This is a genomic window from Mesorhizobium sp. WSM4821 (assembly GCF_055901555.1).
Window position 1 is genome coordinate 583152 of the sequence record NZ_CM148371.1, and the last position, 21795, is coordinate 604946.

Annotated in this window: 21 protein-coding genes and 1 other RNA gene; 16 read left to right on the forward strand and 6 right to left on the reverse strand. The window is 63.2% G+C overall.

All coding sequences use genetic code 11. From position 1 onward, the window contains the following. Positions 1–25: 25 nt before the first annotated feature. Positions 26–122, reverse strand: an RNA gene (gene ffs / locus AC0NID_RS02615) — signal recognition particle sRNA small type. Between the two features lie 402 nt (positions 123–524). Here ffs and AC0NID_RS02620 point away from each other — a divergent pair. The 5 genes from AC0NID_RS02620 to AC0NID_RS02640 all read left to right on the forward strand — a co-directional run bounded on the left by AC0NID_RS02620 (position 525) and on the right by AC0NID_RS02640 (position 3873). Beyond that, complete coding sequence (locus AC0NID_RS02620) at positions 525–944, forward strand: HIT domain-containing protein (RefSeq protein WP_473450554.1); 420 nt, start codon at positions 525–527, stop codon at positions 942–944. Between the two features lie 37 nt (positions 945–981). Continuing rightward, positions 982–1923 (forward strand): NAD(+) diphosphatase, encoded by a 942-nt coding sequence (gene nudC / locus AC0NID_RS02625; protein ID WP_473450556.1) that lies wholly within the window; start codon positions 982–984, stop codon positions 1921–1923. 19 nt (positions 1924–1942) lie between these two features. After that, positions 1943–2236: a Dabb family protein gene (locus AC0NID_RS02630; protein WP_473450558.1), complete on the forward strand. Its 294-nt coding sequence runs from the start codon at positions 1943–1945 to the stop codon at positions 2234–2236. A 792-nt stretch (positions 2237–3028) separates the two neighbouring features. Then, complete coding sequence (locus AC0NID_RS02635; RefSeq protein ID WP_473450560.1) at positions 3029–3316, forward strand: hypothetical protein; 288 nt, start codon at positions 3029–3031, stop codon at positions 3314–3316. Positions 3317–3387: 71 nt separating this feature from the next. Then, entirely contained in the window at positions 3388–3873 is a 486-nt protein-coding gene (locus AC0NID_RS02640; RefSeq protein ID WP_473450562.1) for a hypothetical protein, read from the forward strand. Between the two features lie 94 nt (positions 3874–3967). Here the strand turns inward: AC0NID_RS02640 and AC0NID_RS02645 are convergent, their stop codons facing one another. The 3 genes from AC0NID_RS02645 to AC0NID_RS02655 form a co-directional block, all read right to left on the reverse strand. Next, positions 3968–4771, reverse strand: a complete 804-nt coding sequence (locus AC0NID_RS02645) for an alpha/beta hydrolase (RefSeq protein WP_473450564.1) — start codon at positions 4769–4771, stop codon at positions 3968–3970. A 77-nt stretch (positions 4772–4848) separates the two neighbouring features. Further along, complete coding sequence (locus AC0NID_RS02650; protein WP_473450566.1) at positions 4849–5712, reverse strand: prephenate dehydratase; 864 nt, start codon at positions 5710–5712, stop codon at positions 4849–4851. A 10-nt stretch (positions 5713–5722) separates the two neighbouring features. Then, positions 5723–6451, reverse strand: a complete 729-nt coding sequence (locus AC0NID_RS02655; protein WP_473450568.1) for a 3-deoxy-manno-octulosonate cytidylyltransferase — start codon at positions 6449–6451, stop codon at positions 5723–5725. Positions 6452–6644: 193 nt separating this feature from the next. On the opposite strand from AC0NID_RS02655, the gene AC0NID_RS02660 reads away from it, so the two are divergent. The 9 genes from AC0NID_RS02660 (at position 6645) to AC0NID_RS02700 (ending at position 17035) form a co-directional block, all read left to right on the forward strand. Next, positions 6645–7319, forward strand: a complete 675-nt coding sequence (locus AC0NID_RS02660) for a c-type cytochrome (protein WP_473450570.1) — start codon at positions 6645–6647, stop codon at positions 7317–7319. Positions 7320–7502: 183 nt separating this feature from the next. Then, the gene (locus AC0NID_RS02665) at positions 7503–9380 is read left to right on the forward strand and encodes an extracellular solute-binding protein (protein WP_473450572.1); all 1878 of its coding nucleotides are present in this window, start codon (positions 7503–7505) and stop codon (positions 9378–9380) included. Further along, entirely contained in the window at positions 9380–11248 is a 1869-nt protein-coding gene (locus AC0NID_RS02670) for an extracellular solute-binding protein (protein WP_473450574.1), read from the forward strand. Before AC0NID_RS02665 ends, AC0NID_RS02670 begins: the two co-directional genes overlap by 1 nt. A 30-nt stretch (positions 11249–11278) precedes the next feature. Further along, positions 11279–12373 carry a microcin C ABC transporter permease YejB gene (locus AC0NID_RS02675; protein ID WP_473450576.1) on the forward strand — a complete coding sequence of 365 codons (1095 nt, stop codon included), beginning with the start codon at positions 11279–11281 and terminating at the stop codon, positions 12371–12373. After that, positions 12373–13512, forward strand: a complete 1140-nt coding sequence (locus AC0NID_RS02680; protein WP_473450578.1) for an ABC transporter permease — start codon at positions 12373–12375, stop codon at positions 13510–13512. The genes AC0NID_RS02675 and AC0NID_RS02680 overlap by 1 nt, the downstream gene beginning before the upstream one ends. Before the next feature lie 90 nt (positions 13513–13602). Then, positions 13603–13836: a hypothetical protein gene (locus AC0NID_RS02685; protein ID WP_473450580.1), complete on the forward strand. Its 234-nt coding sequence runs from the start codon at positions 13603–13605 to the stop codon at positions 13834–13836. Next, the gene (locus AC0NID_RS02690; protein WP_473450582.1) at positions 13836–14336 is read left to right on the forward strand and encodes a type II toxin-antitoxin system VapC family toxin; all 501 of its coding nucleotides are present in this window, start codon (positions 13836–13838) and stop codon (positions 14334–14336) included. Before AC0NID_RS02685 ends, AC0NID_RS02690 begins: the two co-directional genes overlap by 1 nt. After that, a complete protein-coding gene (locus AC0NID_RS02695) occupies positions 14333–15961 on the forward strand; it encodes an ABC transporter ATP-binding protein (RefSeq protein WP_473450584.1) in 1629 nt (542 codons plus the stop codon). The genes AC0NID_RS02690 and AC0NID_RS02695 overlap by 4 nt, the downstream gene beginning before the upstream one ends. A gap of 132 nt (positions 15962–16093) precedes the next feature. Further along, positions 16094–17035 (forward strand): 2-hydroxyacid dehydrogenase, encoded by a 942-nt coding sequence (locus tag AC0NID_RS02700; protein WP_473450586.1) that lies wholly within the window; start codon positions 16094–16096, stop codon positions 17033–17035. On the opposite strand, the gene AC0NID_RS02705 is transcribed toward AC0NID_RS02700, so the two are convergent. Then, entirely contained in the window at positions 17032–17391 is a 360-nt protein-coding gene (locus AC0NID_RS02705; RefSeq protein ID WP_473450588.1) for a hypothetical protein, read from the reverse strand. The genes AC0NID_RS02700 and AC0NID_RS02705 overlap by 4 nt on opposite strands. A 188-nt stretch (positions 17392–17579) precedes the next feature. Between AC0NID_RS02705 and AC0NID_RS02710 the strand changes: the two genes are divergently transcribed. Then, the gene (locus AC0NID_RS02710; RefSeq protein WP_473450590.1) at positions 17580–18590 is read left to right on the forward strand and encodes a ligase-associated DNA damage response exonuclease; all 1011 of its coding nucleotides are present in this window, start codon (positions 17580–17582) and stop codon (positions 18588–18590) included. Positions 18591–18651: 61 nt separating this feature from the next. Beyond that, positions 18652–20253, forward strand: coding sequence for a cisplatin damage response ATP-dependent DNA ligase (locus tag AC0NID_RS02715; protein ID WP_473450592.1), 1602 nt, complete (start codon positions 18652–18654; stop codon positions 20251–20253). 83 nt (positions 20254–20336) lie between these two features. On the opposite strand, the gene AC0NID_RS02720 is transcribed toward AC0NID_RS02715, so the two are convergent. Next, positions 20337–21635 (reverse strand): hypothetical protein, encoded by a 1299-nt coding sequence (locus tag AC0NID_RS02720; protein ID WP_473450594.1) that lies wholly within the window; start codon positions 21633–21635, stop codon positions 20337–20339. Between the last annotated feature and the right edge of the window lie 160 nt (positions 21636–21795).

The window sequence follows — 21795 nt, forward strand, 5'->3', positions numbered from 1 at the left end:
GCGGGGTCGCGGGAGAAAGGCGAAGGCGGGAGGCTGGAACAATGACCCGTTCCGGGCTCGTTAGGGCTGCTTCCTTCCGGACCTGACCCGGTTGGCGAGTGGACCGTCCACCACCAACCTCCCGTTTTCCATATCGGCAATTCGGCGATGAAATGCAAGGGCGCGCAGGATCAATCAGCCGAGAATGGCGCCGAAAGCTGAAACAAAAAACCGCCTCGGGGCGGGTCGGTGGCGCAAATCAGCACCATGTCGGAATTACCAGCATAACTGCCGGCACAAAGCAAGAACAAACATGCACTGCGTTCAGCCTTGGCGGTGATAGCGCGATCTTCCCTTCTCGTCTCGGCGCTCCGCGCCGATCCACTTCTGCCACGAGGGGACACAAGAGGGGAGAAGGGCAAGCAGGGGCAGCGCCGACCTGAAGCGATTGCCCTCGTGATTCGCTTGCAGCCCTCTTGCAGGCACCCGGCAGCCGCTCTAGCGTCATGAAGTTTAAAAACACTACAAAAGCGAAGGAAACGCCGATGCTGCCGGGCCTCAAGGCCGGATTCACGCTGGATGCCCGGCTGGAGGCGGACAGCGAGCAGTTGATGTGGCTTGGGCTGTGCGAGTTGCGGGTGATGAACGACCGCCGCTGGCCATGGTTGCTTCTGGTGCCGCAGCGGCCGGGTGCGGAGGAAATCCACGATTTGACGCCGCTCGACCAGGCGATGCTGACCTTCGAGACCAACATGGTGGCGCAGGCGCTGAAAAGAGTGACCGGCTGCACCAAGATCAACACGGGCGCACTTGGCAACATCGTGCGCCAGTTGCATGTCCATGTCATCGCGCGCTCGGAAGGCGATCCCGGCTGGCCGGGCCCGGTGTGGGGCCATGGCATGCGCGAGCCCTACCAGCGCCCCGACCTTCGCCGGTTTGCCGAAACGATCAAGGCGGCGCTATAAGCCTCTCCCCGTGTCCATTCTGAAATCCGAGTCTCTCATGAGCTTCCGCCTGTTTGACGCGCCCTTGCGCGAGCCGAGCCAGTTCGTCGGCTTCGCCGGCAACATGATCGACCGGCAATCCGAAAACCGCGCCGATGATTGCGTCGAAAAGGCACTCGCCGATCCCTCGACCAGGCTCTTGCTGATGCAGGGCGGCCGGCTCTTTCTGAAGCTCACAGATGATGGCTTCGATCCCTGGTTCGGCGTTGAGGAAAGCCAGCCGCTCCAGGCGTTGCTCGGCCACGGCGTCCTGCTCGGTTCTTCCGACAGCGGTCCGGTGCTCGCCGTGCCGGCCGGCGTCGACCCCGAACAGCTTCCCGAAACCATCAAGGCCATCGACTATCGCTCGGTCTACATGCAGGGGCTGATCGACGAGGCGGCGGCCGGCGCGATGGCGCAAGGGGCGGCGCTGCTCGCCTGGCACGCGAGCCACCGCTTCTGCGGCAAATGCGGCACCGAAGCCGAGATGCGGGCCGGCGGCTACAAGCGGCTTTGCCCGGCCTGCCAGACCGAGCACTTTCCGCGCACCGACCCGGTAGCGATCATGCTGACGGCGACGCGCGAAAAATGCCTGCTCGGCCGCGGCCGGCATTTCGCGCCGGGCATGTACTCGGCACTTGCCGGTTTCATCGAACCGGGCGAGACGATCGAAGCGGCGGTGCGACGCGAAACGCTGGAGGAAGCCGGCATCAGGCTCGGCCGCGTCGTCTACCATGCCAGCCAGCCCTGGCCCTTTCCCTATTCGCTGATGATCGGCTGCTTCGGCGAACCGCTCAACGACGACATCCAGGCCGACCTCAACGAGCTGGAGGACTGCCGCTGGTTCTTTCGCGACGAAGTGCTCTCGATGCTGGCCCGCGAGCATCCGGGCGGCCTGGCCACGCCGCCGAAGGGGGCGATCGCCTATAACCTCATCCGCGCCTGGGCCGACAGCGCATAAAACTTGCAGGGGAGCAAAAATGATCCGTCACACAGTGGTGTTCAGGCTGAAGCACAAGGACAATTCGGCCGAGGAGGCAAAATTCCTCACTGACGCTAAAATACTCGCGGTGATACCGGGCGTCGAAAAGTTCGAGCAGTTGCGGCAGGTCAGCTCGAAGAACGACTATCGCTTCGGCTTCTCGATGGAGTTCGCCGACCAGGCCGCCTATTCCCGCTACAACGACCATCCCGACCACATCGCCTTCGTCCGCGACCGCTGGATCCCGGAGGTCGAGGCGTTTCTCGAAATCGACTACGAGCCGCTGAGCTAGGGACAGAGTCCAATCGTCATGAACGAAACGTTCGGCCCCAGTAGGCATCGAAGCACATCGCTCGCAAGTCCGAGATGCGCACGGAACGCGGATGCCCAGGGTGAACTGACCGTCGACACGGCTAAGAGCTCGCTTCGACATACCTGCCTTCGCCAGGAAGCTCTCGACCTCCCTCGCGATCACGGCGTGCAGTACGCCATGGTCACGGTGATTTCCCGATCCGGGATCGCATGCAAGCCAGGGATGTGGAGGGATCAATTGCGATCCGGGCTGCGCTGACCTCGCGTTCGGGACATTTTGCAAAGTCCGAAAAGTGGGATTCGATACTCGATGGGGTTTTCTTTCGAAAACAACACGTATAACGTGCATGAAGTGGTGGAGGGGTGCCCGATCGGCCAAGCGGCGGTGCTGGTCTGCAGGGTTCCTTTTCGGAATCCAGTCATCCGGTCAATCCCTTGCTTGGCGCGACCATCACAGGATGGACGCCGTGGTGACCCGGCCCACACCATTAGAGCCAGCGCTTTCTTCTCTACATAGGCGGATGCCGCCGAGAATGAACGTGAAGCGGGAGCCAAAGTCGGCAATCGCAAAAGATGCGGCCCTATTCGAGGCCGGTCTCGTCCTCTCGCGGCACGCCGATGCATGGCGCATCTACGACATCCGTTACCGGGGTCACGATGACGCTGGCGGCCGAGATCCGACGCGATCGAGGAAGAAATTTCCGTAATTCCGGGCGCAGTCGGTGCGCGGAGATAGCCCAGTCAAGTGAGGCGAACGAGGAAGGAGAGAGAGATGCCGAAAGTCACAGTTTCGGTGCTTGCCGCCGTAAGCGTCGTGGCGGCGTCGATGTCGGCGCCGACGCCAGCCCAAGCCCACCATAATCATGATGGAGCGCTGGTAGCCGGCCTCATCGCCGGTGCGGTATTGGGAGCCGCGGTCAGCGCGCGGCAGCGGCCGCGCCCGCGCTACTATTACGGGCAGCCTTTCCCTCCAGCCTATTATCGTCCGCCGCCTCCGTCCGTCTACTATTATCCTCCACCCCGGCGTCCCGCCTACTATCCGCCCTATGAACCGTACTGACTTTCGGCGAAACCGTGTCGAGAACCGTCGGTCGGCGCCTTCAACGTTGCACCCAGGATAGGAGGCTTCAGATGCACATCCTTTCACCAATCATCGCTGCCCTGATCGCCGGCGGCATCATCAGCTTCGCCAACGCACAGCAGTCCGCGTCGGAAGGTCCACAGCCTGCTGAACAGGAACCCGCGCTCCGGGATCAACAGGCGGCCGAGACCGAACCGTTGCCGCATCCGATCGATTGTACCTTTACCGAGGCCCGCCTTTGCAAGACAGGTTCCGATTGCAGTGCGGCCGAGGCGCTTGGCGAGGTTCCACTGCCGGCGCGCTTTCTCATCCATTTCGAGCAGCAAATCATTGCGTCGGTCAATGCGGACGGGCTGCCGCATGTGTCGACGATCGGTGTCCTGGCTCGGTCGGGCGACAGCCTCATCCTTCAAGGTGTTGACGGGGCGACCGGATGGACGATCCAGGGCTCGACAAGTGACGAGATGGCCTCCTTCACCGTGGCCTCGCACGATAGCGTGTTGAACGCGTTCGGAACTTGCAAAGCGATCGAGTGACATACGGATCAATGCAGCATGAGGCGCGACGGCGCGCCTGTTCATCTCGCCGAGCCGGCCTGGATCGTCCCTTGCGTGCTCCTTGGACTGCTCGTCAATCGTGCGTGACCGCCGCAACGGAGGTACGTAACGCGCCGGCGAAGTCGGGATGGCTGTAAAGGTCGTTGTGGCCAGCCGCTATGGCGATGAGGCTGCGCAGATCACGGGCTGCCTCGCGCAGGGGTGCTGAACGTGCCGCGGGAACGATGGTGTCGTGCTCGGCGACGATGATGGCGGCGGGGACATCGAGGTTGCGCAGAGCCCCTGCCGCCTCCATACGATGCCGCAGCAAGAGGCGCACCGGCAGCCAGGGATAGTGGTGAGCGGCGAGTTCTCTCAGCGAATCGAAGGGCGTCACCATGACGATGCCTCGCAGCGGCCGGGCCGCCGCCAGATCGACCGCAACCGAAGCGCCGAGGCTGAGGCCGATGGCGACTATGCCGGCTTTGGCATCTTTGGCCAGGTGGTCATGGGCGCGTCGGGCGTCCTCGAACAGGGCGGCGGCCGACGGGCTGCCGCCGCTCGGCGCATAGCCGCGGTAGTGCAGCGCAGCGACCTCATGTTCGGGGAAGAGTTGGTGCAGCATGAGGGCAAGCGCGTCGGCATTCCAGGCGTTGCCGGCGAATCCTAGCAGGAGCGGACGCGGCCCGGTCACTGCCTGTCTTGAGGGCAGGCGCACCAGAACGACGCGCTCGCCATCCTGCGTCGCCAGCTCGACATGGCGGGCCCCGGCCGGCAGATCGGGTCCGAAAGCCGCAAGGCCGGCCGGAAAGATCAGCCGGGACTGAAGCACATACGCGACGGTGACAATGGCCGCATACAATCCAGCGACTGCGAGCGTCAGTTTCAGGAGCCACATCGCGGGAATGTCGCCTGTCGCTCGTCACCTGGCAAGGCGCCAGGTCAGGACGCCGCAGGTCTCTCGACGAATGCCAGCTAATCCGCCACCTTCCATTGCTCGCGCGATTCGCTGGCCGGGTACACGCCCAGGATCCGCATTTCGCGCGAGAAGAAGGCAAGCTCGTCGAGCGCCAGCTTGACCAGCGGATCGTCGGGATGGCCCTCGATATCGGCATAGAACAGGGTCGCGGTGAACGCGCCGAGCTGGTAGCTCTCCAGCTTGGTCATGTTGATGCCGTTGGTGGCGAAGCCGCCCATCGCCTTGTAGAGCGCGGCCGGCACGTTGCGGACGCGGAAGATGAACGTCGTCATCATCTTGGCATCGGCGGAGGGGCGGTCGGCCCATCGCCTGTTCTTGGTCAGCACGACGAAGCGGGTGACGTTGCTGTCGGTGTCCTCGACATTCTCCTCGATGATGTCGAGTCCGTAGAGCGTCGCGGCCAGAGCCGGCGCCAACGCGGCCATGGTGCGGTCCTTCAGTTCGCCGACCAGCTTGGCGGCGCCAGCCGTGTCGCCGGCGACCACCGGCTTCCAGCCGTTCCTGCGGATGTATTTGCGGCATTGGCCGAGCGCATGGATGTGGCTGTGCACGCTTCTGATCTCGTCGCGCCTGACGCCCGGCAAGACCATCAGCTGGAAATGGATCGGCAGGAAATATTCGCCGACGATGTGCAGCTTCGATTCCGGCAGGAGATGGTGGATGTCGGCGACGCGCCCGGCAATCGTGTTCTCGATCGGGATCATGGCGAGGTCGGCCTTGCCGGTCTCGACGGCATTGAAGGCATCCTCGAAGGTCGGGCACGGCAACGGCTCCATATCAGGGAACATGTTGCGGCAGGCGGTGTCGGAATTGGCGCCCGGCTCGCCCTGGAAGGCTATTCTGTTGGTTTCTTCAGGCATGCCAAATGTCTCAGGTTGAAAGGATGGTTCTGGCGCGTTCGAGGTCGTCCGGCGTGTCGACGCCGAACGGCGCGGACTGCACGATCTCGGCGTCGATGCGCATGGCGGCCTCCAGCGCCCGCAACTGCTCGAGCTTCTCGCGCCGTTCCAGCGGCGACGGCTTCAGCGCGACGAAACGTTCGAGCGCGGCGCGGCGGTAGGCGTAGAGGCCGATGTGGTGATAGAGCGGCCCCTCGCCCCAGGGTGCCGTGGCGCGGGTGAAATAGAGCGCCCGCAGCCGTGTCTGCGACAGCGGCGAGCCGACGATCTTGACGACGTTGGGATTGGTCTTTTCCTCGTCGCGGACGATCTCGATGCCGAGCGTGGCGACGTCGACTGCCGCATCCTCGAAAGGCCTAAGCGCCGCATTGATGATGCCCGGATCGATGGTGGGCAGATCGCCTTGCACATTGACGATCGTTTCGACGTTGCGCCCGGGGTCGAGCGTGGTCAGCGCCTCGAAGATGCGGTCGGAGCCCGATTCGTGGTCCGCCCGCGTCATCACCGCCTCGAAACCGTGCGCGCGCACCGCTTCCGCCACGCTTTCGGTATCGGTCGCGACCACCACCCGGCCAAGCGCGGCATCGGTGGCGCGGCGGGCGACATGCACGATCATCGGAGCGCCGGCGATGTCGGCGAGCGGTTTACCCGGCAGGCGGGTCGAGGCCATGCGGGCCGGGATGAGAATGAGCGTGGACATCGGGATGACGAAGCGTTCGAAAAGAGGACGGGAAAAGTGGCAAAAGGTCTCACTGGAAGCGCCCTTATAGGTGTTGCAACGCCAGAGCAAAAGACCTAGTTTCCGCCCGATTTGACCGCCTCGCGAGGTGGTTCACGATTACCGACGGACGGAGTGGACGGATCGGTCCGCCGGAAAAGGGAGCCTGGGGCGTATGGACTCTTTCGAAATCAACAAGCTGATCGGCGGGCTGCTGGGAACCGTGTTCGTCGTCTTCTCGGTCGGCATCGTGTCGGATGCGCTGTTCGCCTCCCCCAAACCGGAAAAGCCCGGCTTCGCCATCGAGGCGACCGAGGAGCCCGCCGAGGGCGGCCCGGCGGCCCCCGCGGCAGAAGCCAAGCCGATCGCCGACCTGCTGGCCAATGCCAATGTCGAGGCTGGCGCCGCCGTGTTCAAGAAGTGCCAGGCCTGCCATACCGGCGAGAAGGGCGGCCCGAACAAGGTCGGCCCCGATCTGTGGGACATCGTCGACCGCCCTGTCGCCGAGCATGCGGGCTTCGCCTATTCGGGCGGCATGAAGGAGTTTTCCAAGGACGGCGCCGAGAAGTGGACCTATGACAATCTCAACCACTTCCTCACCTCGCCCAAGAAGCTCGTGAAGGGCACGGCGATGAGCTTCGCCGGCCTGCCGAAGGACGAAGACCGCGCCAACGTCATCGCCTATCTGCGCACGCTGTCGGACAGTCCCAAGCCGCTGCCTGCGCCTGGCGCTTCAGCCGATGCGGCTGCGCCCGCCGAAGGCGCGGCGCCGGCCAAGCCGGCAGAGGGTGAAGCGCCCGCGGCGCCGGCCGAAGGTGAAGCACCCCCTTCTCCCGCACCGGCCCAATAACGCAATTGTCATGGACATATCCTTGGAAAAGCCGGGTTCAGCCCGGCTTTTTTAATGGAAAAGCGCATGTGCGGCGACAAAGCCAACCTGTCGCGGTTTTCATGAGCGTCAAATGATCTAGATTGTCCGCTGAGAGACCGTTTGGAAATTCTACTTTGGCGGTCATCGCAAAGAGGAGAAGGCATGACGGTTGGCCGAACGTTTCTCAGATCGATGCTGGTTGTGGCCGCTTTCGCCGGCGGCGTGCAGGCAGCATTCGCGGACGAATGGCGCACCACCTCGTCGCTGATCGGCGAATCCAAATATGGCGACAACTTCCAGCGCTACGACTACGTCAATCCGGACGCGCCGAAGGGCGGCACGCTGAATTCTGTGGCGCCCGGCACGTTCGACAGCTTCAATCCCTATATCGTGCAGGGTTCCTTCGCCGCCGGCTTCGCCCCGTTCGGCGGCGGGCTGCTCTACGACACGCTGATGGAGCAGGCGACCGACGAGGGCAGCGTCAGCCATCCGCTGATCGCCGACGCCTACAAACATCCGGACGACTTTTCGTCGGTGACCTACCGTCTCGACCCGCGGGCGAAGTGGCATGACGGCAAGCCGATCACCACCGACGACGTGATCTGGTCGTTCCAGGTGCTGAAGGCCAACAGCCCGATGTACAGCCGCTATTTCGAGAACGTCACCGATGCCGTCGCGGTCTCGGACCGCGAGGTCGAATTCCGTTTCGACCAGAAGGGCAACCGGGAACTGCCGAAGATCCTCGGCGACCTCGTCGTGCTGCCGAAGCACTGGTGGGAAGGCACCGACGCCAAAGGCAAGAAGCGCGACGTCACCAGACCGACGCAGGAGCCGCCGCTCGGCTCCGCAGCCTACAAGATCGCCAGCTTCAAGCCGGGGTCGGAAATCGTCTGGCAGCGCGTGCCCGACTACTGGGCCGCCAAGCTGCCGGTGAAGATCGGCCGCCAGAATTTCGACACGCAGCGTTTCACCTATATTCTCGATGAGAATGCGGCTTGGCAGGCGTTCACCAAGGGTGGGCTTGAGGACATCAACGCGGAAAACAGTTCCAGACGCTGGTCGACCGCCTATAATTTCCCGGCGATCAAGCAAGGCGACGTGATCAAGAAGGAATTCAAGACCGAAACGCCCGAGCCGATGCAGGGTTTCGTGCTCAATCTGCGGCGCCAGCAGTTTCAGGATCGACGCATACGCGAGGCGCTGACCAACGTGCTCGATTTCGAAAGCATGAACCGAACGCTGTTCTTCGGCCTCAACACCCGAACGAGCAGCTATTTCCAAGGCACGGAACTGGCGTCGAGCGGCCTGCCGCAAGGCAAGGAGCTGGAAATCCTCGAGCAGTACCGAGACAGGCTGCCAGCGGAGTTGTTCACCCAGGAATTCAAGCTGCCGGTCTACGATTCCCCGCAGGCCGAGCGCAAATACCTGAAGGCTGCGGTCGATCTCTTCGCTCAGGCCGGCTGGGTCATCAAGGGCGGCAAGATGGTCAACGCCGACAGCGGCCAGCAATTCAAGCTGGAGATCCTCGGACGGGACCCGAGCGACGAGGTGATCGCCAATCCTTATGTCGACAGTTTGCGCAAGATCGGTATCGATGCGGCGCTTCGCATCGTCGACCCCAGCCAATATGTCAACCGCACCCGCAGCTTCGACTTCGACGTGGTGACGGGGATGTTCGGGCAGTCGGATTCCCCCGGCAACGAGCAGCGCGATTTCTGGAGTTCAAAAGCCGCCGATGCGCCTGGCTCCCGCAATCTGATGGGAATCAAGAACCCGGTGATCGACGCGCTGGTCGACCGCGTCATCTTCGCCACCGATCGCGACGATCTGGTTGCCGCCACCCATGCGCTCGACCGGGTTCTGCTGTGGAACTACTATGTGGTGCCGCAATGGCACAGACCGGTGGTCTGGCTGGCCTACTGGAACAAGTTCGGCATTCCCGAGAAGCAACCCGCCTATGTCGGCGCCGACATCGATTCCTGGTGGATCGACAAGGACAAGGAAAAGGCGCTGGCCGCTAAATACAAGAGTGGCAATTGATGGCGGCGCTGCCTCGTCGCGACTTCCTGGCGCTGGGCGCCGCGGCCACGGCGGCAGCGCTTCTGCCGGGCCGGGCCTTCGCCACCATCCCGACCGGTGTAAAGCTGCACGGCCTGTCGGCCTTCGGCGACCTCAAATATCCTCCGGATTTCAAGCATTTCGACTATGTCAATCCGGATGCCCCCAAGGGCGGCCGGATGAATTTCGCACCGCCGAACTCCACCTTCAATCAGAGCTTCCTGACGTTCAACACGTTGAATTCCCTGGTGTTGAGGGGGGAGTCGCCGCCGCGCACCGAACTCTGTTTCGATTCGCTGATGGCAAGCTCTCTCGACGAGCCAGATGCGGTCTACGGCCTGCTTGCCGCAACCGTTACCCTGTCGCCGGACCGCAACGGCTTCCGCTTCAGCCTGCGACCGCAAGCGCGCTTCCACGACGGCTCGCCACTGACGGCCGAAGACGTTGCCTTCGCGTTGACGCTTTACAAGGACAAAGGCCACCCGAACCTTTCCCAAGCGCTGCGGCATATGACGGAAGCGGTCGTGGTCGATCCGGCTACCGTCGACCTCACCTTCAACGGCAAACAGTCCGCGCAGAATATCCTTGCGGTGGTCGCAATGCCGATCGTGTCCAAGGCCTTTTATACGGCCAACGAATTCGATGCCGCGACGATGAAACCGCCGCTCGGTTCGGGACCGTACAAGATAGGGCGAGTGGCCGCCGGACAGACGGTCGAATATGAGCGCGTCGCCGATTATTGGGGCCGCGACCTGGCCGTGAACCGCGGCCTTTACAATTTCGACCGCGTCCGTATCGACTTCTACCTCGATCGCCAGGCAGCGTTTGAAGCCTTGAAGAAAGGCGACACGCATTTTCGCGAGGAATTTACCGCGCGGGTATGGGCAACCGGTTACGACTTTCCGGCGCTGAAGGACGGCAGGGTCGTCAAACGCGAATTTCCCGGCGAAAAAACGCCATCCATGCAGGCTATTGCGCTGAACCAGCGTCGCTCGCAATTCCGCGATGTGCGCGTGAGGCGGGCGATCGCCAATTGCTTCGATTTCGAATGGACCAAACGGGTACTGTTTTATGGTGCCTACGAGCGCTCGCAATCGAACTTCGAGCGGTCGGATTACAAGGCCGAGGGCCTGCCCTCGCCCGAGGAATTGGCCCTGCTGGAGCCGTTCAGAGCCGAGTTGCCGCCGGAAACCTTCGGTGAACCGGTAATGCAGCCTGTCTCCGACGGCTCGGGCCACGACCGCAAGCTGCTGCGCGAGGCTTCGAGACTGCTTACTGAGGCCGGCTGGAAGCGAGCGGGCAATTTCGTCGTCAACGAAAAGGGCGAGCGACTGCGGGTGGAAATGCTGGTCGAGGACGACGGCCTCGTTCGCCTTTTCACCCCATGGTCCGAGAACATGAAAGCGATCGGGATCGACACCTCGATCCGGCAGGTCGATTCGACGCAGTACGAACAGCGGCAGAGCAATTTCGACTTCGATCTCATCATGCTCGCATGGTCGATCGGGGCGACGCCCACCGCCGACGGCCTGGAGATCCTCTATGACTCCCAGATGGCGAAAACGCCGGGGATGCGCAACTATCCCGGTACGGAAAGCAAGGCCATCGACGCGCTGATCGTCGCGGCCGGCAAGGCACAGAGCCGGATCGAACTGGTCACGGCGCTCAAAGCGCTCGATCGGGTCTTGCGCGCGCGGCTAGACTGGATTCCAACATACTATCTCGCGAATCACCGAGCCGCCTATTGGGACATGTTCGGCTTTCCCGAGCGGAAGCCCGATTTCGGCTTCCCGGTCGAGGCGCTGTGGTGGTTCGACAAGGACAAGGCGGCAAAAATTGGCAAAGCCTGAAATTTTCGCTCAAAGCACGCAGAGGGCCTGATGGGCGCCTATATCCTGCGCCGCATCCTGCTGATGATCCCGACCCTGTTCGGCATCATGGCAATATCCTTCGCTGTCATCCAGTTCGCGCCGGGCGGGCCGGTCGAGCAAGTCATCGCCAGGCTGACGAACCAGGGCGGCAGCGACCGCCTCGGCGCTGGCGGTGGGGACGCGGGCGGCAGTAGTTTCGATCCGGCCGGCGAGGTCAGTTCGAAATATCGCGGCGCGCAGGGGCTCGACCCCGAATTCATCGCCAAGCTGGAAAAGCAGTTCGGCTTCGACAAGCCACCGCTCGAGCGCTTCGGCATGATGCTGTGGAACTATGCCAGGTTCGATTTCGGCGACAGCTATTTCCGCGACATTTCGGTGATCGATCTGATTCTGGAGAAGATGCCGGTGTCGATCTCGATCGGGCTGTGGATCACGCTCCTGTCCTACCTGATCTCGATCCCGCTCGGCATCCGCAAGGCAGTCAAGGACGGCTCGGCATTCGACGTCTGGACCAGCGGCGTCGTCATCGTCGGCTACGCCATCCCGGGCTTCCTGTTCGGCATCCTGCTGATGGTGCTGTTTGCCGGCGGATCGTTCTACGACTGGTTCCCGCTGCGCGGCATCACCTCCGACAATTGGGACCAGCTGTCCTGGCCGGCGCGGATCGTCGACTATTTCTGGCATATGACCTTGCCGCTGACGGCGCTGGTGCTATCGGCCTTCGCCACCACGACGCTTCTGACCAAGAATTCGTTCCTCGAGGAAATCCGCAAGCAGTATGTGGTGACCGCACGCGCCAAGGGCCTGTCGGAACGCCAGGTTCTCTACGGGCACGTCTTCCGCAACGCCATGCTGATCGTCGTCGCCGGCTTTCCGGGCGCCTTCATCTCGGCCTTCTTCACCGGTTCGCTGCTGATCGAGAACATCTTTTCACTCGACGGCCTCGGCCTTCTCGGTTTCAGATCGGTGGTCGAGCGCGACTATCCGGTGGTATTCGCCAATCTCTACATCTTCTCGCTGCTTGGCCTGTTCGTCGGGCTGCTGTCCGACCTGATCTATACCTGGGTCGACCCGCGCATCGACTTCGAGCGGAGAGACGTCTGATGGCCGGGACCGCGGTCGACACGGCACCGGACCGGATTGCCCGGCCCTGGCTGTCGCCGCTCAACAAGCGGCGCTTGCAGAACTTCAAGGCCAACCGGCGCGGCTATTGGTCGTTTTGGATCTTCCTCGTGCTTTTCGTGTTGTCGCTGTTTTCCGAATGGATCGCCAACGACAAACCGGCCCTCGTTTCCTACAAGGGCGAGATCCTGTTTCCGGTCCTGGTCGCTTATCCCGAGGAGAAGTTCGGCGGCTTTTACGCGGTCACCGACTATCGCGACCCGGTCATCCAGGACGAGATCAATGCCCATGGCTGGATGATCTGGCCGCCGGTCCGCTACTCCTACCGGACCGTCAACAACGCCATCCCCGAGGCGGCGCCCACCAAGCCGTCCTGGCTCTATGACGCCAAGACGCGGTGCAACCAGTATCCGCAAGGTGCCGCCGACCCTAACTGCGTCGTCGGCAACTGGAACTGGCTGGGCACCGACGACCAGGCACGCGACGTGCTGGCGCGCGTCATCTACGGGTTCAGGGTCTCGGTGCTGTTCGGCCTGATCCTCACCGCCGGCTCGGCGCTGATCGGCGTGACGGCCGGCGCGCTGCAGGGCTATTTCGGCGGCTGGACCGACCTTCTGTTCCAGCGCTTCATAGAAATCTGGTCGGCGATCCCGGTGCTCTATCTCTTGCTGATCGTCGCCGCCATCCTGCCGCCCGGCTTCTTCATCCTGCTCGGGCTGATGCTGCTGTTCTCCTGGGTGGCGCTGGTCGGCGTGGTGCGGGCCGAGTTCCTGCGCGCCCGCAACTTCGAATATGTCAACGCGGCCCGCGCGCTCGGCGTGTCCAACGGCACCATCATGTTCCGGCATCTGCTGCCCAATGCCATGGTGGCGACGCTGACCTTCATGCCCTTCCTGCTCAGCGGCTCGATCTCGACGCTGACATCGCTCGATTACCTCGGCTTCGGCCTGCCGCCCGGCTCGGCCTCGCTGGGCGAACTGCTGAAGCAGGCCCAGCGCAACCTCAACGCGCCGTGGCTGGGCATTTCCGGCTTCGTCGTCATCTCGTTGATGCTGTCGCTGCTGGTGTTCGTCGGCGAGGCGACCCGCGACGCCTTCGATCCGCGCAAGACGTTCAGATGAGGGCGATGCAGGCTGGCATTCGGCATGTTATATTTAAGTTGGCCGAGATTGAGCGAACTCGCAGCCAAGACGATCAGTTAGGGCAGAATTATGAATAAGATCATCCTTGAACACTACCCGGCATCGAAGCTCCCGGATGAACCGCGGGAAGGCATAGCTCTGGGCGCTTCGGTCAAGGTGACCGTGGAAGAGGAGGCCAACCGGCCTCTTGGCCGCGAACAATTGCTTGAACTCATGCGGAATGCTCAGGCCAATGCGCCGGGAACAGGTCTCGAAGAAGCTGTCGCGCGCGTTCGTGCCCTCCGCGATGAGTGGGAGGATTGATGGCCGCCGTCCGGCTTTACGTCGATACCAAGATTTTCATCTATGCCTTTGAAAACAAAGACGCACTTGCAAAAAAACTACTTCAGGTCATTTCACTGAACGAGGGCAGAAAGCAATCTTTCCTGGCGACAAGCGAGATCGTGCTCGCAGAGTTGATGGTTGACCCCTTGAAAAAGAACAATGAGCGACTGATCGAACTCAACGACAATATTTCGATCGGCAATGCCTTTATCTTGGTTGGCGCGGTAACGCGCGTGGCTCTCTGGCATGCAGCGCAACTGCGCTCTGAATCCCTTTCGTTAAGATTACCAGACGCGATCCATCTTTCCACAGCGATGTACTTCGGCTGCACACAATTTCTGACTGCGGATACGAGATTGAAGGAAACCTATTCTATCGCACCAAATCGGCTCGTTCCCCCTCAACTGGCAGCGGAAATTTCGATTATACGCCCGGAAATTTCTGTCTTGGAAAGAGTCGTCGCGGAAGTTGAGCCATGACCGCCCCTCTCCTCTCCGTCCGCGATCTCAGCGTCGCCTTCGCGCAGGAAGGCCGCCAGTCGATGGCCGTCGACCACATTTCCTTCGACATCGCCAAGGGCGAGACGGTGGCGCTGGTCGGCGAATCCGGCTCCGGCAAGTCGGTCACGGCGCTGTCGGTGCTGAAGCTGCTGCCCTATCCGGCCGCCAGCCATCCGTCGGGGAAGATCCTGTTCCAGGGCGCCGACCTGCTCGCCACCGACGAGAAGGAATTGCGCCGCGTGCGCGGCAACAAGATCACCATGATCTTCCAGGAGCCGATGACCTCGCTCAATCCGCTGCACACGATCGAGCAGCAGATCGTCGAGGTGCTGACGCTGCATCAGGGCCTGGGTGACCGCCAGGCCAAGGCGCGCACCCTGGAGCTGCTCAACGAGGTCGGCATCCGCGAGCCGGAGAAGCGGCTCGACGCCTATCCGCACCAGCTTTCCGGCGGCCAGCGCCAGCGCGTCATGATCGCCATGGCGCTGGCCAACGAACCGGAACTGCTGATCGCCGACGAGCCGACGACGGCACTCGACGTCACCGTGCAGGCGCAGATCCTCGAACTGCTTGCGGAGCTGAAGAGCCGCAAGGGCATGTCGATGCTGTTCATCACCCACGATCTCGGCATCGTCAGGAAGATCGCCGACCGGGTCTGCGTGATGACCAAGGGCAAGATCGTCGAGACCGGGCCGACGAAAGACATCTTCGCCGATCCGCAGCACAGCTATACTCGGCATTTGTTGGCCGCCGAACCGAAGGGCAAGCCGCCGGCAGCCAGCCACGCCGCCAAGCCAGTCATGACGGGCCAGGACATCAAGGTCTGGTTCCCAATCAAGAAAGGCTTTTTCCGGCGCACCGTCGACAATGTGAAGGCGGTCGACGGCATCGACGTCACCGTTCGCGCCGGCCAGACGCTCGGCGTCGTCGGCGAATCCGGCTCGGGCAAGACGACGCTCGGCCTGGCGCTGGCCAGGATGATCTCGTCGACCGGGACCATTCGGTTCAACGGACGCGACATCAACGAGCTGACGTTCAACGCCATGCGGCCGCTGCGGCGCGAGCTGCAGATCGTCTTCCAGGATCCGTTCGGGTCCTTGAGCCCGCGCATGTCGGTCTCCGAGATCATCGAGGAGGGGCTGAGGATCCACGAGCCGAAGCTGTCGCCCGATCAGCGCGACAAGCGCATCGTCGATGTGCTCGGGGAAGTCGGGCTCGATCCCGCCACGCGCAATCGCTATCCGCACGAGTTTTCCGGTGGCCAGCGTCAGCGTATCGCCATCGCGCGCGCCATGGTGCTCAACCCGCGTTTCGTCATGCTGGACGAGCCGACCTCGGCGCTCGACATGAGCGTGCAGGCGCAGGTGGTCGACCTTCTGCGCAGCCTGCAGGCCAAGCACGACCTCGCCTATCTGTTCATCAGCCACGACCTGAAGGTCATCCGCGCGCTCGCCAACGACGTCATCGTCATGCGCAACGGCAAGATCGTCGAGGCCGGCCCCTCCGAACAGATTTTCGAGCGGCCGCAGACCGACTATACCAAGGCGCTGATCTCTGCCGCGTTCAGGATCGAGACGGCGCCGGTCGGCATCGTCAGCGAGTAATGGCCCTGCCGATGACTTCCGAAAATCGGAATCGATTTTCGGTGAGGATTATGCGCAAAATCAAAGTGCTACAGCGTCCTTCGCGCGTCCAGGAGATGCGGCGCCGTAGGTAAAAAGGAAAAAGAATTCGCAATGGAAAAAGGCCGTATCCTGCTTGCCGTCACCGGCTTTCATCCGCAGCGCTGGCGCGAATTGCTGTCGGCGGAACGCGAGGTGGTGCTCGAGCCGGACGGCGCCAGAGACCCCTCGATCACCTATGCGGTGGTGTGGAAGCAGCGGCCGAACCTGCTGTCGGCGCTGCCCAATCTGCGCGCCGTGTTTTCGATCGGCGCCGGCGTCGACCACATCTTCGCCGACCCCACTTTGCCCGACGTGCCGATCGTGAAGGTCGTGGCCGACAACCTTACCCAGTACATGACCGAATATGTCGTCTGGCGCGTGCTCGATCATCATCGCCAGGGCATGCTCTACCGGTCGCAGCAGAAAAAGAAGATCTGGCACGAGCCGCCGCAACGGCCGGCCAGCGACATCTCCGTCGGCATCATGGGGTTCGGCACGCTTGGCCGCGCGGCGGCGTCGGTGCTTTTGTCGCTCGGTTTTCCGGTCAATGGCTGGTCGCGCAGCGACCGGTCGATGAAGGGCGTTTCGACCTATGCGGGCGAGGCCGGGTTGATCCCCTTCCTCAACGCCACCGACATTCTTGTGGTGCTTTTGCCGCTCACGCCACAGACGCAAGGCATCGTCAATTACAGCGTGCTGAAGGAGCTGAGGAAACGCAACGGCCTCGGCGGTTCGGTGCTGATCAATGCCGGGCGCGGCCGCCTGCAGAAGGATGCCGACATCGTGCGCGCGCTGGAGGACGGCACGCTGAAGGAAGCCAGCCTCGACGTGTTCGAGGTCGAGCCGCTGCCGAAGACCAGCTCGCTATGGAGCCACCCGAAAGTGTTGGTGACGCCGCATGCGGCGGCGACCTCCGATCCCGTGCATCTGGCGCCGATCATGCTGCGCCAGATGGCGGCCTTCGAGCGCGGCGAGAAGCTCGAGAACGTCGTGGATCGCGACGCCGGGTATTAACCCGGCAGGCCGAGCCCGTCCGATTTGGCCGGTTTGCCGCATTCGCGGCGGGCAATCGAACGGTTCATGGCATCGATCTTGCCGCGTGCCTGATCGGAATCGCGCTTGCTTTTCGAGCGCATATCGGGCGTGAACGGGCCGAAGCCCATTGCCGGATTGGAGAAGGACGGCTTGGCGTCCACCGGCAGGCGGTATTGCTGCGCCAGCCCGTCACGCAGCGCCAGCAATTGGTTGCAAGGCACGCTATCGTACTGCAGCGAGGACCGGACGTCCGCATCCTGCCGTTCGGACATCGAGTTGCCGACGCAGCCGGCCGATGCCAGGCAAGATGCCAAGACCAGTATGTTCCAGCGCATGGGACGTGCTCCGTGTCGATGTGCTGCCTTCGATCGGGATGGTCGCGTCAGTCGGGCATCCGAATCGGGCTTTTCGCAGCCGCCACCACCAGTGGCACGGCTGCGGTCGATATCTCCTGCCTATGCAGGTGTCAGCAGCCACTTGCAACAGGCTTTCCGCGCCGGAATTAATGCCTATCTTTGGAGCCATGCGCGCCAGCGACCTGCTTCATCCCCGGCCCGAGGGCCTCTATTGCCCACCCGGCGACTTCTTCATCGATCCGGTGCGGCCGGTCAGCCGGGCGCTGATCACGCACGGCCATTCCGACCATGCCCGTTCCGGGCACAGCTCGGTCCTGGCCACACGACAGACGCTGGATATCATGGGGCTGCGCTACGGCGAGGGTTTTGCCGGGACGACGCAAGCGGCAGCGCTCGGCGAGACGATTGCCGTGAACGGCGTCAGCGTTACCTTCCATCCGGCCGGCCATGTGCTCGGCTCCGCGCAGATCGAAGTCGTGCATCAGGGCACGTGCATCGTCGCGTCGGGCGACTACAAGCGCCAGCGGGATGCGACGTGCGCGCCGTTCGAACCGGTCAAATGCGACGTGTTCATCACCGAGGCGACCTTCGGCCTGCCGGTGTTCCGTCACCCGCCCGATGCCGAAGAGATCGCCCGCCTGCTGAAATCGACCGCGCAGTTTCCCGAACGCGCGCATCTGGTCGGCGCCTATGCGCTCGGCAAGGCGCAGCGCGTGATGCGCTTGCTGCGCGATGCCGGCCACGACAGGCCGATCTACATACACGGCGCGCTGGCCAAGCTCAGCGACTACTATCAGAGCCAAGGCATCGACCTCGGGACGCTGGAGCCGGCGACCGTCGAAAGTGGCGGCAAGGACGATTTCTCCGGCGCCATCGTCATCGGTCCACCCTCGGCCTTCGCCGACCGCTGGGCGCGGCGCTTTCCCGATCCGATCTCGTGCTTCGCCTCCGGCTGGATGCGCATCCGCCAACGCGCCAAGCAGGGCGGCGTCGAGCTGCCGCTGATCATTTCCGACCATGCCGACTGGGACGAGCTGATCGCCACGATCAAGGAGACCGGTGCCGGGGAGATCTGGGTGACGCATGGCCGCGAGGAGGCCCTGGTGCGCTGGTGCGAACTCGAAGGCATCGCCGCCAGGCCGCTGCATCTCGTCGGCTACGAGGACGAGGGCGATTGAGGATGGGAAGTTCGGTAGTCATCTGCGTAGGGCGCGGCGTTCGCCTACGGTGCGCACCCTCATGAACCGCTTCGCCGAGCTTCTCGACCGCCTCGTGCTGACGCCGTCGCGCAATGGCAAGCTGACGCTCTTGACCGATTATTTCCGCAGTGTCGAGGATCCGGATCGCGGCCTGGCGCTGGCCGCCATCACCGGCGACCTGACCATCGCGGCGGTCAAGCCGGCGATGCTGCGCATGCTGGTCATGGAGCGCATGGACCCGGTGCTGTTTGGCTATTCCTACGACTATGTCGGCGATCTCGCCGAAACTGTTTCCCTGGTCTGGCCGCAATCGCCCGCGGATATCGCGAACCACGAGCCGACGCTGGCCGAGGTGGTGGCGAAGCTGCAGGCGGCGAGCCGCTCCGACGGGCCGAAGGTGCTGGCCAGGCTGCTCGACAGCGCCAGCATCTCGGCGCGCTTCGCCATCATAAAGCTGGTCACTGGCGGCCTGCGCATCGGCGTCTCGGCGCGGTTGGCCAAGCAGGCGCTGGCCGATTTCGGCAAGGTCGACGTCGCCGAGATCGAAGAGCTCTGGCACGGGCTGACGCCGCCCTATGCCGGGCTGTTCGCCTGGCTGGAAGGCAAGGCGGAAAAACCCGAAAAGACCGCGCTCGCACTGTTTCGGCCGGTGATGCTGTCGAACCCGGTCGGTGACGGCGATCTCGAAAAGCTCGACCCGGCCGATTACGCAGCCGAGTGGAAATGGGACGGCATCCGCGTCCAGGCCGTATCGGAAGGCGGCATTCGCCGGCTCTATTCGCGCACCGGCGACGACGTTTCCGGCGCCTTTCCGGATCTCGCCGAAGCGATGGATTTTTCCGGCACCCTCGACGGTGAGCTCCTGGTCGGCGATCCCCGGCAGGCGACAGGCACCTTTTCGGACCTGCAGCAGCGGCTGAACCGCAAGAGCGTGGCACCGAAGATACAGCAGCAGTACCCGGCGTTCATGCGCTGCTACGACCTGCTTCAGATCGGCGACGAGGATTTGCGGGCGTTCTCTTTCCGCGAGCGTCGCGACCGGCTCGAGGCCTTCGTGAGCACGCTCGAACCGAGCCGCTTCGACCTGTCGCCGCTGGTCGAATTCGAGGACTGGCAGGTGCTGGAGGAATTGCGCCGCAAGCCGCTGCATCCGGTGATCGAAGGCGTCATGCTGAAGCGCTGGGATTCGCCCTATCTCACCGGCCGGCCGAAAGGCCCCTGGTTCAAATGGAAGCGCGATCCGCACACGGTCGACGCCGTGCTGATGTACGCCCAGCGCGGCCACGGCAAGCGTTCGAGTTTCTATTCCGACTACACGTTCGGCGTCTGGTCCGGTCCGGAAGGATCGGAGGAACTGGTGCCGGTGGGGAAAGCCTATTTCGGCTTCACCGACGAGGAACTGAGGCAGATCGACAAATATGTCCGCGACAACACGGTCGAACGTTTCGGCCCGGTCCGCTCGGTGCGGGCCGACCGCAGACAAGGCCTCGTGCTGGAGGTGGCCTTCGAGGGCCTCAACCGCTCGACACGGCACAAGTCCGGCGTCGCCATGCGCTTTCCGCGCATTTCACGGCTGCGCTGGGACAAGCCGGCGGCCGAAGCCGACCGCATCGAGACGCTGCAGGCGCTGCTCGACAGCTGAGGCCTTTGTTTGAGCACCGGATTTTCCCAAACCCGGTTTCCGCCCCGGGTCAAGCCCGTGGGCATGCCCTTGGGTCCGATGCTCTACGGGACGACCGAGACGCGGATCTCGTAGATGTCGACCGACTTGCCCTGCTGGTCGAAGTCGGAATTGATGGCGATGGTGCCGGCGGCACCCGGACGCTTGTCGGGAAAGCGCACGTCGAACAGATACTCGTTGTTCTCACGGCCGACCGCGTAGCGCTTGCGGCCGCAATCGCCGAGTTCGCCGAAATTGCAATCGACGGAGATCTGCGTCTCCTTGCCCTCCTCGGAGCGGGCGATGATGTCGAACACCGCGTGCCTGCCGGCGAGTCGTTCCAGAACGCCTTGCCCGACGTCGAAGCTGATGGCCGAGCCGGAGGCGCCCGACCGGATGCGCAGGAACGAACCGCTCTCGTCCTGCATGACTTCGGCCTCGGCATCCGAAGGCGCGCTGACAAGCGTCGGGTCGCTCGGCGAAAACACGTTGATCCAGTCGCGTTCCTCATCCGCCTCGCCGGAATTCAGCGGCGAGGCCGTGTCGCCCGGCGGCGTGAAGTCATCGTCGTCCACCGTCGGGGGCGTCTGCGGCGGGGCCGTGTCGAGTTGGGCCGCCGACTTAAAGACGCCGGTCTGCGCAGCGAAATAGAAGCCGATGCCGGCAGCGGCAAGCAGCGTAACACCGAGGAAGATCGCTGTGAGCGGCAGACGGCGGCCCCTCACCCGCCTGTCGTCGCGGTCGGGCATCACCTCAGCGTCGTCGTCTCCGGCCGACGCACGGATCGACATGTCGATCTCCGGCACACCGGCAAAAACCGCTTCGGGCATGATATCGGGAACGACCGGCAGGACGCGCGACCGGGGCGCGTCGGATGCAGGAGGTTGCCCCGGACCGTCGACAACGATGTCAGGCGACGGCGCAGATTCGGCTTCGACCGCGCTGTCACTCGGCGGCTCCACCGGACCGTCGACAACGACGTCAGGCGGCAGCGCAGGTTCGGCTTCGACCGCGCTATCGGCCTGAGGCTCCACCGGATCGTCGACGACGACGTCAGGCTGCGACGCAGGTTCGGTTTCGGTTTCGCTATCAGCCGGCTGCTCCACCGCCGGTGCTGCGGTATCCTCATCGGCCGGCAGGCCGACATCGGGGACCGCCGGCAGGAACTCGGATTCGATTTCGGTGATCTTGGCCTGGACCGCCTTGCGGCGCTTGATGGCGACTTCCACCGTCACGCCCTGGTTGGCCTGAAGGGCACGGTCCAGTGCGGCGAAGGCCGATCGATAGACCCTCTCGCGAAACGCCCGGTCGTCGGCATTGCCTTTTTCGAAGGCGTTCCGGATCGCTTTTTCGATCGCGTCCAAGCGGGACCCCTCTGCACGTACGGTCACATTGCCCATGATCGTTAGCCGTAGGCGACCAATCAATCAACGGGCCAGCGGCCGCATTCTGCCCTGGCGATGCATCCAGGGCCTGTTTCCAGAGGTTTTCGGCAAGGGAATCAACATATTTCGCTGATTTTCC

Excerpts from the sequence above, each read along its gene's own strand:
- AC0NID_RS02620 (WP_473450554.1), top strand. The coding sequence starts at position 525 with ATGCTGCCGGGCCTCAAGGCCGGATTCACGCTGGATGCCCGGCTGGAG.
- nudC (WP_473450556.1), top strand. The coding sequence starts at position 982 with ATGAGCTTCCGCCTGTTTGACGCGCCCTTGCGCGAGCCGAGCCAGTTC.
- AC0NID_RS02630 (WP_473450558.1), top strand. The coding sequence starts at position 1,943 with ATGATCCGTCACACAGTGGTGTTCAGGCTGAAGCACAAGGACAATTCG.
- AC0NID_RS02635 (WP_473450560.1), top strand. The coding sequence starts at position 3,029 with ATGCCGAAAGTCACAGTTTCGGTGCTTGCCGCCGTAAGCGTCGTGGCG.
- AC0NID_RS02640 (WP_473450562.1), top strand. The coding sequence starts at position 3,388 with ATGCACATCCTTTCACCAATCATCGCTGCCCTGATCGCCGGCGGCATC.
- AC0NID_RS02645 (WP_473450564.1), bottom strand. The coding sequence starts at position 4,771 with ATGTGGCTCCTGAAACTGACGCTCGCAGTCGCTGGATTGTATGCGGCC.
- AC0NID_RS02650 (WP_473450566.1), bottom strand. The coding sequence starts at position 5,712 with ATGCCTGAAGAAACCAACAGAATAGCCTTCCAGGGCGAGCCGGGCGCC.
- AC0NID_RS02655 (WP_473450568.1), bottom strand. The coding sequence starts at position 6,451 with ATGTCCACGCTCATTCTCATCCCGGCCCGCATGGCCTCGACCCGCCTG.
- AC0NID_RS02660 (WP_473450570.1), top strand. The coding sequence starts at position 6,645 with ATGGACTCTTTCGAAATCAACAAGCTGATCGGCGGGCTGCTGGGAACC.
- AC0NID_RS02665 (WP_473450572.1), top strand. The coding sequence starts at position 7,503 with ATGACGGTTGGCCGAACGTTTCTCAGATCGATGCTGGTTGTGGCCGCT.
- AC0NID_RS02670 (WP_473450574.1), top strand. The coding sequence starts at position 9,380 with ATGGCGGCGCTGCCTCGTCGCGACTTCCTGGCGCTGGGCGCCGCGGCC.
- AC0NID_RS02675 (WP_473450576.1), top strand. The coding sequence starts at position 11,279 with ATGGGCGCCTATATCCTGCGCCGCATCCTGCTGATGATCCCGACCCTG.
- AC0NID_RS02680 (WP_473450578.1), top strand. The coding sequence starts at position 12,373 with ATGGCCGGGACCGCGGTCGACACGGCACCGGACCGGATTGCCCGGCCC.
- AC0NID_RS02685 (WP_473450580.1), top strand. The coding sequence starts at position 13,603 with ATGAATAAGATCATCCTTGAACACTACCCGGCATCGAAGCTCCCGGAT.
- AC0NID_RS02690 (WP_473450582.1), top strand. The coding sequence starts at position 13,836 with ATGGCCGCCGTCCGGCTTTACGTCGATACCAAGATTTTCATCTATGCC.
- AC0NID_RS02695 (WP_473450584.1), top strand. The coding sequence starts at position 14,333 with ATGACCGCCCCTCTCCTCTCCGTCCGCGATCTCAGCGTCGCCTTCGCG.
- AC0NID_RS02700 (WP_473450586.1), top strand. The coding sequence starts at position 16,094 with ATGGAAAAAGGCCGTATCCTGCTTGCCGTCACCGGCTTTCATCCGCAG.
- AC0NID_RS02705 (WP_473450588.1), bottom strand. The coding sequence starts at position 17,391 with ATGCGCTGGAACATACTGGTCTTGGCATCTTGCCTGGCATCGGCCGGC.
- AC0NID_RS02710 (WP_473450590.1), top strand. The coding sequence starts at position 17,580 with ATGCGCGCCAGCGACCTGCTTCATCCCCGGCCCGAGGGCCTCTATTGC.
- AC0NID_RS02715 (WP_473450592.1), top strand. The coding sequence starts at position 18,652 with ATGAACCGCTTCGCCGAGCTTCTCGACCGCCTCGTGCTGACGCCGTCG.